The 12706-nt window shown below is 45.6% G+C and carries 13 protein-coding genes; 3 read left to right on the plus strand and 10 right to left on the minus strand.

What is annotated here, in order from left to right; genetic code table 11:
• Nucleotides 1-108: 108 nt before the first annotated feature.
• Complete coding sequence (locus SB724_RS07440; protein WP_410570649.1) at nt 109-363, plus strand: DUF2624 domain-containing protein; 255 nt, start codon at nt 109-111, stop codon at nt 361-363.
• Between the two features lie 32 nt (nt 364-395).
• On the opposite strand, the gene SB724_RS07445 is transcribed toward SB724_RS07440, so the two are convergent.
• Both SB724_RS07445 and SB724_RS07450 read right to left on the minus strand, forming a co-directional pair.
• A complete protein-coding gene (locus tag SB724_RS07445; RefSeq protein WP_410570651.1) occupies nt 396-1289 on the minus strand; it encodes a deoxyribonuclease IV in 894 nt (297 codons plus the stop codon).
• 11 nt (nt 1290-1300) lie between these two features.
• The gene (locus SB724_RS07450) at nt 1301-2617 is read right to left on the minus strand and encodes a DEAD/DEAH box helicase (protein WP_410570653.1); all 1317 of its coding nucleotides are present in this window, start codon (nt 2615-2617) and stop codon (nt 1301-1303) included.
• A 165-nt stretch (nt 2618-2782) separates the two neighbouring features.
• Here SB724_RS07450 and vrrA point away from each other — a divergent pair, with 165 nt between their 5' ends.
• Both vrrA and SB724_RS07460 read left to right on the plus strand, forming a co-directional pair.
• On the plus strand, nt 2783-3478 hold the full coding sequence (vrrA, locus tag SB724_RS07455) for a VrrA/YqfQ family protein (RefSeq protein WP_410570655.1): 696 nt from the start codon (nt 2783-2785) through the stop codon (nt 3476-3478).
• A gap of 122 nt (nt 3479-3600) precedes the next feature.
• Nucleotides 3601-4545: a 4-hydroxy-3-methylbut-2-enyl diphosphate reductase gene (locus tag SB724_RS07460; protein ID WP_029326068.1), complete on the plus strand. Its 945-nt coding sequence runs from the start codon at nt 3601-3603 to the stop codon at nt 4543-4545.
• A 20-nt stretch (nt 4546-4565) separates the two neighbouring features.
• Here SB724_RS07460 and SB724_RS07465 read toward each other — a convergent pair whose 3' ends face one another.
• From SB724_RS07465 to ccpN, 8 genes are all read right to left on the minus strand, one after another.
• The gene (locus SB724_RS07465) at nt 4566-5687 is read right to left on the minus strand and encodes a Nif3-like dinuclear metal center hexameric protein (protein WP_015240228.1); all 1122 of its coding nucleotides are present in this window, start codon (nt 5685-5687) and stop codon (nt 4566-4568) included.
• Nucleotides 5680-6384 carry a tRNA (adenine(22)-N(1))-methyltransferase gene (locus SB724_RS07470; protein WP_265972408.1) on the minus strand — a complete coding sequence of 235 codons (705 nt, stop codon included), beginning with the start codon at nt 6382-6384 and terminating at the stop codon, nt 5680-5682. The genes SB724_RS07465 and SB724_RS07470 overlap by 8 nt, the downstream gene beginning before the upstream one ends.
• A 125-nt stretch (nt 6385-6509) precedes the next feature.
• Nucleotides 6510-6872, minus strand: a complete 363-nt coding sequence (gene cccA, locus SB724_RS07475; RefSeq protein WP_003152999.1) for a cytochrome c550 — start codon at nt 6870-6872, stop codon at nt 6510-6512.
• A gap of 349 nt (nt 6873-7221) precedes the next feature.
• Complete coding sequence (gene rpoD, locus SB724_RS07480) at nt 7222-8343, minus strand: RNA polymerase sigma factor RpoD (RefSeq protein WP_003152998.1); 1122 nt, start codon at nt 8341-8343, stop codon at nt 7222-7224.
• Between the two features lie 192 nt (nt 8344-8535).
• The gene (dnaG, locus tag SB724_RS07485; protein ID WP_007408290.1) at nt 8536-10347 is read right to left on the minus strand and encodes a DNA primase; all 1812 of its coding nucleotides are present in this window, start codon (nt 10345-10347) and stop codon (nt 8536-8538) included.
• A 21-nt stretch (nt 10348-10368) separates the two neighbouring features.
• Nucleotides 10369-10875: a YaiI/YqxD family protein gene (locus SB724_RS07490; protein ID WP_007612647.1), complete on the minus strand. Its 507-nt coding sequence runs from the start codon at nt 10873-10875 to the stop codon at nt 10369-10371.
• 255 nt (nt 10876-11130) lie between these two features.
• Entirely contained in the window at nt 11131-11943 is an 813-nt protein-coding gene (locus SB724_RS07495; RefSeq protein WP_003152991.1) for a pyruvate, water dikinase regulatory protein, read from the minus strand.
• 25 nt (nt 11944-11968) lie between these two features.
• Entirely contained in the window at nt 11969-12607 is a 639-nt protein-coding gene (ccpN, locus tag SB724_RS07500; protein WP_003152989.1) for a transcriptional regulator CcpN, read from the minus strand.
• Between the last annotated feature and the right edge of the window lie 99 nt (nt 12608-12706).

The following is a 12706-nucleotide window of genomic DNA, read 5'->3' on the forward strand; positions in this document are numbered from 1 at the left end:
TTCCTATAATAACTATTTTAAACAGTAAGCAACTTTATTTTACCATTAAAAGCTGTAACATTTTAATGATCTGCTCAATACATTATGTCTAAAGAGGTGAAAGTATCGATGATTTTAATACAAAGAATTATTTTGCAGCGGCTCAATCAAGTCACTGCGGACGATCTGCTGAAATATTCCAAGCAATACGGAATCAGCATTACAAGAAGTCAAGCGGTTGAGGTAGCGGCTCTGATGCACGGAAAAAACATTAATATTTTTGATGAACAGGAGCGGCTGCGCCTGCTGAAAAAAGTGGAAACGATAACCTCAAAAGAAACGGCGCGGAAAGTTGACGAACTTTTCAATCAATTCTCAGGGTAAGAAAGGAGGGACACCCGCCCCTCCTTTCTTTCTTATTGAGCTGATATTTTTTCAAGAAGCTCCTTATCAAACTGCTTTTCTTTCAGCATTTCGATTTCAAAACGGTACGGCGGCTTCTTATTTTTCTTGTCTTCGCCTACATACGGTGTTTCGAGGATTTTCGGAATATCGGCAAGCTGCTCGTGATGAACGATGTACTGCAGAGCGTCAAAACCGATCTCTCCGAACCCGATATTTTCATGGCGGTCTTTCCGGGCGCCTTTAATATTTTTACTGTCGTTAACATGAAGGACTTTTATCCGATCGATGCCGACGATTTTATCAAACTCGTTAAGAACACCGTCAAAATCATTAGCGACATCATACCCGGCGTCATGGGTGTGGCAAGTGTCAAAGCAGACGGATAGATGTTCATTATGCGTGACTCCCGCAATGATCTCGGCCAGCTCTTCAAAGCTTCTCCCGCATTCTGATCCTTTGCCCGCCATTGTCTCCAGCGCAATCTGCACGTTTTGCTCGGGAACAATCACTTCGTTTAAACCTTCAATGATTTTTTTGATGCCCGTCTCAGCCCCAGCTCCGACATGCGCTCCTGGATGAAGCACGATCTGTCTCGCGCCGATCGCTGCCGTTCTTTCAATTTCAGAACGCAGAAAATCAACGCCCAGCTCAAATGTTGCCGGATTTGTCGTATTTCCGATGTTAATGATGTACGGCGCATGCACGACAATCTCGTCGATGCCGTTTTCCTTCATATGGGCGCGGCCCGCTTCGATATTCAAGTCTTCAATTTTTTTGCGGCGCGTGTTTTGGGGAGCGCCCGTATAGATCATAAATGTATTCGCCCCGTACGAAACAGCTTCCTTGCTTGCGGCAAGGAGCATATGTTTTCCGCTCATTGAGACGTGTGAGCCTATTATCAGCAACCCGATTCCCCCTACTTTCCTCTGTTAGATTTGTTTCTTCTCTGCTTCTTTTTAATTTTTTCCATTTCGTAGCTCATTTTCTTTTTATAGCCCGGCTTTACTTTTTTCGGCTTTTTCACGAGGCGTTTCGCAATTTGGTCAGCCTCATTTGCCGTCTTTTTGCGATTTTTACGGCGGTGGCGGTCATCGCCTTTCTTCCATTCGCCGTTTACAAGCTCCGCATAGTCAAACACAATGCCCATCTTTTCGAGTCTTACGAGCGCATCTTCGTCAGAAAGCTCATAAATGGTCAGTGCTTGGCCTGATGAACCGGCGCGTGCAGTTCTCCCGACGCGGTGAACATAAAAATCCAGATCGTCCGGAAGCTCGTAGTTGATGACGTGGCTTACGCCTTTAATGTCAATTCCTCTAGCCGCAAGGTCTGTCGCAATGACATAAGTGAACTCCAGATCATTAATCTGCTTCATTACCTTTTTGCGCTCACGCGGCGTTAATCCCCCGTGCAGAAGACCGACCCTCATTCCTTTTTCAGTCAGGTATTTCGCAATATGGTCAGCCGTGTTTTTCGTATTTGCAAACACAATGCCCAGATAAGGATTCAGATGAGACATCATATCAAAAAGCAGTTTGTCTTTATTACGCTGTTTAGAAGGAACCAACACATGTTCAATCTTTTCGGCTGTGATTCTTTTCGGCTCAACATGCGCGTACTTCGGATTTTCCATATACTTTTTCAAAAACGGCTTCAGCTTTTCCGGAATCGTAGCTGAGAACACTAGCATCTGAAGTTCTTCCGGCATACGGGATCCGATGTAATCAACGTCTTCTAAAAAGCCCATGTCAAGCATCAGATCAGCTTCGTCAATGACGAGAGACTGCGCTTTATAGACGTTCAATGCCTGCGCCTTAATCAGATCCGCGATCCGGCCCGGCGTTCCGACGACGAGATGAGGCTGTGTTTTCAGCTTATCAATTGATTTTTGCTTGTCCGTCCCGCCGATGAAGCATTTTGTCCGGATCGGCTCATCTTCCGCACCCTGTGTGATTTTGAGCGCTTCCTGATGAATCTGATTGGCAAGCTCTCTCGTCGGCGCCGTGATAACAGCCTGTACCGTATCAGAACCCGGATCAATCCGATTCAGAATAGGCAATAAATAGGCGTGGGTTTTCCCCGTCCCCGTCTGAGACTGCCCGATCACGCTTTCGTTTTTCAGTACGGCAGGTATCAGACGCTTTTGAATATCTGTCGGTTCATAAAAACCAAGGCGGTGAACTGCATCTATAATAAACGGTTTTAAGTTGTATCCATCAAATTTAGTTTCTTTCATTTTTCCCAGCTCCTTAAAGCGGCACATTCTGTGTCCATCATCACATTATAACCGATTTTACTTAAAAACACCATGTCTTGGGGGAATCCTGTTTTCGAGACAGAAAAGCAAATGCCCCCTCCGATGCATATTGTAATAGCAGAGAGACAGAAAGGAGGTACAAGTATGTTTCCACAGCAGCCGATGAGAAATATGGCGCAGCAGGGACGGCCGTTTATGAATCCGCGTATGATGATGGGAGGAAGACCGGCATTGCCGGGCCGGCAGCTGATGCAGCAGGGACGGCAGCTTTTCCCTCAGCAGCAGATGGCCGGAGCGGGCTTGAGAAACGCAGGCACGGGCGGCGGAGGGGGCTTAAAAGGGATGCTTTCCCGTTTTTTACCCGGTTCAGGAGGAGGAAGCGCTGCCGCGTCGGCACCGGCGGCGGCCAGCGGAGGAGCAGGTGCAGGACTGCAGGGAATACAGAACCTGGCAAGTCCGGCATCCCTGTCGAGCATGCTCGGCAACGTTCAGAAGGTGCTCGGCGTGGCGCAGCAGGTTACGCCGATGATCCAGCAGTACGGTCCTTTAGTACGGAGTCTGCCCGCCATGATGAAGCTTTACAGCCAATTAAGCAGCAGTGATGACGAGAATGAATCTGACGAGACAAAAGAAACAGACGAACAGGACAAAAAGGATGAAGCTGAAAAAACAGATGAAACAGAAGATGAAACCAAATCAGACGCCTCATCCAAAACATCAAAGAAGACGTCTGAAAAAGCATCCGCTTCAAAAGAAAAAGACGCCGCACAGGCGGACTCAGCGGAACAGCCGCGTCCAAAAAGAACATCGGGCAGATCAAAGCCGAAATTATATATTTAACATTCTTTGATATCTCACGAAAGATTAGCTATAATGAGATCAGAAGAATGCAAGATTTGAGCCGTTTAACTACGGCTTTTTATATTGCCTCTACACTCACTTTTGATAGGAGGACATCTACATTGGACGTTATCAAAATATCGCCGCGCGGCTACTGTTACGGCGTTGTTGATGCCATGGTCATAGCCAAAAACGCGTCACTCGATAAAACACTGCCAAGACCTATATATATACTGGGAATGATTGTTCATAATAAGCATGTCACAGATGCGTTTGAGGAAGACGGCATTTACACGCTTGACGGCACAAACCGTCTGGAGATTTTAAAGCAGGTGGAAAAAGGAACCGTTATTTTCACGGCTCACGGGGTATCTCCGGAAGTAAGAAAAGCCGCTGAGGAAAAAGGGCTTGTTACGATTGACGCCACATGCCCGGACGTCACGAAAACACATGACTTAATCCGAAAAGTAAAAGCTGAAGGCTATCACGTCATATACATCGGTAAAAAAGGCCACCCCGAGCCTGAAGGAGCCGTCGGCGTCGCTCCTGAAATCGTTCATCTCGTTGAAACAGAGGAAGACGTGAGAAATCTCGATATTCAGGCTGAGAAATTAATCGTTACAAACCAAACGACAATGTCCCAGTGGGACGTCCACGATATTATGGAATCAGTCAAAGAAAAGTACCCGTACGTGCAATACCATCAGGAAATCTGCCTGGCCACACAGGTTCGTCAAGAAGCTGTATCAGAGCAGGCAAAAAAAGCGGACTTAACCATTGTTGTCGGTGATCCGAAAAGCAATAACTCCAACAGACTGGCGCAAGTGTCAGAAGAAATCGCCGGAACAAAAGCCTACCGAATCGGAGACATCAGTGAACTGAAGCTCGAATGGCTGAAAGACGTCAATACCGTCGCCGTTACCGCAGGCGCATCAACACCGACACCGATTACAAAGGAAGTCATCCGCTTTTTAGAGCAGTTTGACCACAACGATGAATCGACATGGCAGCTTGAACACAGTGTGCCGCTTAAAAAAATCCTTCCGAAAGTAAAAATAAAAAACTGAGGCCCGAGGCCTCAGTTTTTTTATAAGAAGGTAAATGGGTTTGTATCTGTTTCGGAAGCGAAAATGCGCACATCATAGTTTTTCTCTCCGGCCATTGCCGTAAGCTTCTCAGCCGTGCCTTTTCTCATGATCTTTTCAGCATAATGCCCCGGGTCCACGACGTTTAATCCCATCATCATCGCATCATGCGCTACATGGAAATAAAGATCGCCCGTCACGTAAACATCTGCACCCTTCCGCTTTGCCTGATAAATATATTTATTTCCGTCACCGCCAAGAACCGCGACTTTTTTCACCTTGCTGTTTCGCTCTCCGACCATCCGGACTCCGTTAACGTCAAACTTTTCTTTCACAAACAGCGCAAACTCTTCAAGCGTCATATCTTGCTGAAGTTTTCCGATGCGGCCGAGCCCTTTTTCAAGCGGAGACTGCTCCACCGGATAAATATCATATGCCACCTCTTCATACGGATGGCTTTTTTTCAGCGCTTTTACGACGGTTTTCTCCATACTTGCCGGAAAAACGGTCTCAAGTCTCACTTCATGGACGAGCTCCAGTTCTCCCGTCTGTCCGATAAACGGTTCTGCCCCGTCCAGCGGCTTAAAGCTGCCGATTCCCTCAGAGGAGAACGCGCAATGGCTGTAATTGCCGATATGTCCCGCTCCGGCGTTGCCAAGTGCAGTTCTTACAGCTTCTTCATAGTCTTTCGGAACATATACGGCAAGCTTTTTCAGCGGGTCCGAATATGTCGGGACGAGCACCTCTGTGTCTGTCAGGCCGAGAGCTTCGGCAAGCAGATCGTTCACACCGCCGTCCGCTACATCAAGATTCGTATGAGCCGCATATACGGCAATATCATGCTTTATACATTTCTCAATCAGTCTTCCGCCAGGCTGATCAGTGGTGATCTGTTTAAGCGGCCGAAAAATCGGCGGATGGTGGGCGATAATTAAGTCAACTTTTTTCTCAATGGCTTCATCTACCGTTTGTTCCAGAACATCCAATGTCACCATGACATTTTTCACCGGCTTATTCAATGTACCGATCTGCAGACCGATTTTATCTCCTTCCACCGCAAAAGCCTTCGGTGAAAATTGTTCAAACAGCTGGATGATTTCCTGTCCGTTCACATGTTTAGGCATGTCCGATTACCTCCTTCAGCAGAGAAATCCGCTCTTTCAATTCAGCTAATTTTTCATAATTTTCATGCTTTGCGCTGCGGCTGATCTGTTCATAAATTTGTTCAGTATGCTTAAGTTCCTGGCTCCATTTCCGAAGAAACACTTCATTCCTCTCTTTTAATAAAAACGGACCCGCAAGCATTCCGGCAGCCATCGGCACGTCCCGATACGGCGCATCACGGTCGCCAGTTTCCGCAACGAGGATTTCATAACACTTTCCGTCTTCTTCGAGAATCACTTCATCAATCAGTTCATAGCCTTCCTGATACAGCCACTCTCTTATATGAACGGCATGAATATTCGGCTGCAGAATCAGCCGTTCACGCCCCGTCAATTTCGTTTTTCCGGACTCCAAAATATGAGCGATCAGCGCTCCGCCCATGCCAGCGATTGTAATGGCGCCGGCTTCTCCTTTTTCAAGGACGCTCAGCCCGTCACCTTTCCTTACGGAGATAAGAGTGCTTAAGTCCAGTTTTTCCACCTGCTGTTTGGCGGATAGAAACGGTCCGTCTGTAATTTCACCGGCGATTGCCCGGCTTGCCAAATGATTCAAAACGGCATAGCAAGGAAGATACGCGTGGTCCGATCCGATATCAGCAACCAGGGCACCCGGAGGGATATATTCCGCCACAGACTGCAATCTTTTAGATAACTTCATTTCATTCACAATATCACAACTTTTCTCAGGTTCTTTTTCCTTTACTATCATATAAAAAAACCGCCCGGAATCCAAGCGGCGGATAGAGTTTTTCATATGTCTTTTATATAGGGACCGGTAAAGCTTTATTTAATGTCAGAAACCCATTTTGCCATGTCATCCAGCTTTTCGGCCGGCACAAGGCCCGCGGGCATCCCGTTGCCGCCTTTTTCAATTTTTGTTTTAATCTCAGCGACATCTTTTCTTTTGCCGACGCCTTTTAAGTTCGGCCCTGACACACCTTCATAGTTTTCCCCGTGACAGGTGATGCAGTTCGCTTTATAAATCTCTTCAGGTGAAGCGTTTGCAGTTTCCTTCTCGGCATTTTTGCTTTCACCGCCGCTTGCGATCTGATGCGCATCTCCATTGCCTTTTACAGCTAAAAAGAAAGTCAGCCCTATTCCCAGCACTGCAATGAGCAAAAAAGGAATCAGCGGATTCCACTTCATATCTCCATCCCCCTTTTTCATTCTCCCCCTATGTAAACACTTCTAATTCTAACTTATTTTTACAAAAAGTAAATGGTCTTGCTCAGCAATTTCAGTGATTTCACAATTTATACAAAAAGAAAAATAACTGTTTTGTTTATCACAAAATTATCTTTATTCTATTGTATAATGAATTGTATACGCTTACAATAAAGAATATAAATAAACTTATCTCATTTTCCCCCTTTCAGGACATGCCGCATTTTTTCCGAACTCATTTGCAAAACATATGCTTATCCAGTAAAATAAAGGTATATTATCCATATATCTTATACATAAAAAAGAACGGATCAAAAAGACCCGTTCCATTCTATTCGAGAAAATCCTTCAGACGTTTGCTTCTGCTCGGATGTCTCAATTTGCGAAGCGCTTTTGCTTCAATTTGGCGAATACGCTCTCTCGTTACTCCAAACACTTTGCCGACTTCTTCCAAAGTTCTTGTGCGTCCGTCATCCAGACCGAAACGGAGACGCAGCACGTTTTCTTCACGATCTGTCAACGTATCCAGCACATCTTCCAGCTGTTCTTTTAAAAGCTCATATGCCGCATGATCCGACGGAGATGTCGCTTCCTGGTCTTCGATGAAGTCACCGAGATGTGAGTCGTCTTCTTCACCGATCGGCGTTTCTAAAGAAACAGGCTCTTGAGCAATTTTTAATATCTCACGGACTTTTTCAGGCGTAAGATCCATGTCTTCAGCAATCTCTTCCGGTGTCGGCTCTCTGCCAAGATCCTGAAGAAGCTGACGCTGAACCCGGATTAATTTGTTGATGGTTTCCACCATGTGAACCGGGATACGGATTGTTCTCGCCTGGTCAGCGATGGCGCGTGTAATCGCCTGTCTGATCCACCAAGTCGCATACGTACTGAATTTATATCCTTTACGGTAGTCAAACTTCTCGACTGCTTTCATGAGACCCATGTTTCCTTCTTGGATCAAGTCTAAGAAAAGCATGCCGCGGCCGACATACCGTTTAGCAATGCTGACAACTAAACGAAGGTTTGCTTCAGCCAGTCTGCGTTTAGATTCCTCGTCACCCTCTTCAATTTTTTGAGCGTAGGTGATTTCTTCTTTAGCAGAAAGAAGATTTACCCGTCCGATTTCCTTAAGGTACATGCGGACTGGATCATTGATCTTTACACCAGGCGGTACGCTGAGGTCATTAAGGTCAAATTCTTCTTCGGCTTTGGCAAGCTGTTGAATATTAGGATCTTCCGTTTCTTCATTTTCACTAATTAATTCAACACCTTGTTCTCCTAAAAATTCATAATACTCATCCATTTGGTCTGATTCAATTTCAAAGCTGGACATGCGTTCAGCAATTTCTTCATATGTTAAAACGCCACGTTTTTTTCCAGTTTCAGTAAGCTGCTCTTTTACCTGGTCTAATGTAAGTTCTGTTTCTGTTTCGTGGGTTTGTTTATCAGCCATTATGGATCCCTCCTTCCAAAGCTTGCAACGAATTCTAAAAGCGGTATGTTTCTTATCCGCCCCGGAAGCCTTCTCTCTTTTTCAGCATGCAGGGCTGCGGATAATAAATGACAATTCATGATGAGGTTAAGCGATCTATTTGCTCCTCCGCAAGGAATCATTGCCAATCAGAACGCAAGCCTCTTTTTGGTGTTACTTTAATGATCGGTTCAATGCAACAATTTCTTGAGCCAGAGACGCAGCTTTCACGAAGTCTTTCTGCCTCTCCGCATCCGCTCTTTCTGCTTCTTTTTCCTTTATCATTGACCATTTTCGGTGATCCAACACTTTTTTTACGTAATCGGATAACTCGGCCTCTGAGAGCTCCTCGTTTACTTGGAGCATCCCTATATCTGAAAGCAGCTGGCTGATTTCCTCATCCTGCATTCTCGCCATAAGATGCTGCGGCGTCATGTCAGCGCCCTCTTCATATACAGCGTACAGGTATGCTGCCAGCGCACGATGTCCGTCAATGTTAAATTCAAAGCCGACACGCTCAATCACTTTCTTTATGACGTTTCGGTCTCTCAGCATATGAGCGAGCAGAAGTCTTTCCGCGTTCTCATAGGCGGGACGGAGACGGCGCCGTTTCGCTTTTGTCGTCACCCGGGCCCGTCTTGTCTGCGGTTCGGCGTTTTTGTCGCCGGGGGCGTTTTGTCTGGCGTAGATGGAAAGCTGTTCCGTCAAAGATTCTACCGAAAGAGAAAATTCTGAGGCGAGCTGCTTCACATACATTTCCTGCTCAAGCGACCCGGAAAGAGCGCTGATTTCTTTCAGCACCTCTTTCATGTAAGCGAGCCGGTCTCCTTCGTCAGATAAGTTTTTCCCTTTGCGGAAATACTGCATTTTAAAAGCCATGACCGTAACGCTTGCATCAATGATGTCGGTCCGGAATTTTTCTCCGCCCCGGGTTCTGATATAATCATCAGGATCAAGCCCGTCAGGCAGCATGCTTACTCTTACCTTACAATCGGCTTTCTGGAGCAGGCCGGCCGCTTTCAGCGTAGCTTCGTACCCGGCTTTATCCGAATCGTAGCAGAGAATGACCTCCTGAACATTTCTTCTGAGGATTTTCACATGCTCTTCGGTGAGCGACGTCCCCATTGTGGCGATACTTTCTTTTACGCCTGAGCTGACGGCGGATATGACGTCAGCGAATCCTTCAAACAGAACGGCTCTCTCCTCTTTCCTGATCGGCAGGCGCGCCTTATGAAAGTTATACAGCAGCTTAGATTTATGAAACAGCGGCGTTTCCGGGCTGTTCATATATTTCGGCTGCTGGCTTCCGAGCGCCCTTCCTGAAAAAGCCGCCACGGCTCCGTGGTGATCATGAATGGGAAACATAATTCTGTTTCTGAAACGGTCAAAATACCCGCTGCCGTCTTCCCTTCTGATCAGCAGACCCGCTTTTTCCATCAGTTCTTCCTCAAAACCGCGCTTTTTCAAGAATTTCGTCATGAAATCCCAGGAATCCAGCGCGTAGCCGATTTCAAACTCATCTATGAGCTCTTTCGTAAAACCCCTTGATAAAAGGTAATCTAACGCTTCCTGGCCTTCCTTTGTATTTATTAGCAAATGATGGTAAAATTTCTTCAGAAGCTCGTGGGCTTCCGCCATCTTCTGCTCTCCGGAAGATTCAGGCCTGGATGCAGAGTGAATCGTTATATCATCAGGGAAATCAATCTGATATTTATCCGCAAGGTGAGAAACAGCTTCCGTAAATGAATAGCCTTCCATCTGCCGTAAGAAAGAGAAAACGTTCCCGCCCGCACCGCATCCGAAGCAATGAAAGATCTGCTTATCGCTGGAGACGGAAAACGAGGGCGTGTTTTCCCCGTGAAACGGACAGAGCCCAAAGTAGTTGCGGCCTTGCTTTTTCAATTGGACATAATCACCTATGACTTCAACAATGTCTGCTGACTGCTGCACCTGATTAACTACTTCATCTGGTATGCGGTTTCCCATCTTATAACACTCCGTCGTACATTATTCGATGCTTTGATTTGAAATCCCTTCATCATTCGACAGGATTTTTTTAAGCAGGGTAACAAATCGATTCCGATCTTCTTTATTTAATTTTTTAGGTCCTTTGGAATGAATGCCGCTTCTTCTCATTTTGCCTGACATATGACGGCTCATCAGAGCGAAGTCAATCGTGTCTTCAGTATAAGAACGGCCCCTTTCCGATAAGACGGCAATATTTCTGTTCAGCAAAAGAGATGCTAAACCGATATCCTGCGTGACTACGACGTCTCCCGATCTCACATGGTTTGCGATATATAAATCTGCCGCTTCTTTATGAGGATCAACGTATACCCAGTTCTCGTCTTTGCTTCTGGAAAGCTGGTAGTGTTCAAATGATGCGACGAAAATAACCCGAACGCTGTATTGCGATGCAATGAGCATTATTTCCTCTTTTACGGGGCATGCGTCTGCATCGACAAAAATCGTCTTTTCTTTTTCATTTAGAAGACTAATTCTCCATCCCTCCATCAATCTCCTGCATAAAAACAAGCGAAATCGCATATGCTCCATGACTGCGGATCTATTTTGAGCTTTGTCGAAAAATTTCCGGGAGTTATTCTTGACATCTTACCCATAATAGTTTATTCGTATCACACGAAGCTTAAACCTAAAAATAAACATTTTATCACAATTTTTTATTATAATACAAACTTCGTGAAGATGCCATCCTTTTTGTTTATTCCCTATTTGCATACCCAAAAACCCAGGATAAAGCGTCCTGAGTTATCGGCCCTTTGTTTTGAGATGATGAATGATGTTCGCTGTTTCCTCGACCGCTTTATTCGAAACGTCAACGACTTGGCAGCCGATCCGGTCCACGATTTTCTCAAAATACTCCAGCTCTTCTTTAATTCTGTTGATATTGGCGTAAATGGCTTTGTCATTTAAGCCGAGAGATTTTAACCGTTCTTTTCGTATATGGTTCAGTTTATCAGGGCTGATTTTTAAGCCGATGCATTTTTTCGGATCAACGCTGAACAGTTCTTCCGGCGGATCGACTTCAGGAACGATCGGCACATTGGCCACTTTCAGACGCTTATGGGCAAGATATTGTGATAATGGGGTTTTAGACGTTCTGGATACTCCGAGCAGGATGATATCGGCTTTTAAAATGCCTCTTGGATCCCTGCCATCGTCATATTTGACGGCAAACTCGATCGCCTCGACCTTTTTGAAATAATCTTCATCAAGCTGGCGGACGCGGCCCGGTTCATATTTGGCGGTCAGACCGTAAGCCGATTCCATTTTATCGATGAGCGGACCGATAATATCGTAATACAGCACATTCGCTTTTTCCGCTTGTTCAACCAGGTATTTGCGCATTTCAGGAACAACGAGCGTAAAACAAATAATGCCGCCGTCCGCTTTGGCGAGAGACACGACTTCATTAATGGTGCCGATATCTTCCACATAAGGTATTCTTCTGATATGCGTATCATCGGCTGAGCCGTTAAACTGGCTGAGCGAGGCTTTTACAACGAGTTCGGCGGTTTCTCCGACTGAGTCTGATACTACATAAATGATGCGATTGTCCATGTTATCCCCCCGTTAGTTTTCAAGCTTATATGATTTCATTTTCTGATAAACTGACAAGTATCTTAGTCATATTCGTTTTGGTAAACCGGCCGATGACCTCAAAGCCTTTATCCGTATCTTTAATAACGGGCAGGGCATCGATCTGTTTTTCAATTAAATACTTGGCGATGTCCATCACATAATCGTCACGCCGGCAGACGGCGATATTCGGCATTCTTGTCATGATAATATGAACCGGTATTGAGGCAAGTTCCTGCTGGCCGATGCTCGCCCGCAGCAAATCTTTGCGTGACAGCACACCGACTAAGACAGCATCACGATCTACGACAAATAACGTGCCGACATCTTCTAAAAACATGGTGCAGATGGCATCGTATACCGAGACATTCTCATTGATGACAACAGGGATCGATTGAAAATCTTTCACTTGCAGCTTTTTCAGTTTATCCGCAAGCAACTGATTTCCCGTTTTCCCCGTATAAAAATAACCGACCCGCGGACGGGCCTCTAAGAAGCCTGACATGGTGAGTATGGCCAAGTCCGGCCGCAGCGTAGCCCTCGTTAAATTGAGCTGTTCTGCGATATGCTCTCCGGTAATCGGGCCGTTTTCCTTTACAATCTGTAAAATTTGTTCTTGCCGTTTATTTAATTCGATCGTACTCACCACCTTTATGGAAGGGTTTCTTTATCTATGTTTTCATTCTGTGATGTTTATGTAAAAGGGGAAAAGACGATTGCCGATCACACAGCAACCGTCTTTTTC

This window comes from Bacillus sp. SIMBA_031 (genome assembly GCF_046535225.1).
Classification (GTDB): Bacteria; Bacillota; Bacilli; order Bacillales; family Bacillaceae; genus Bacillus; species Bacillus velezensis.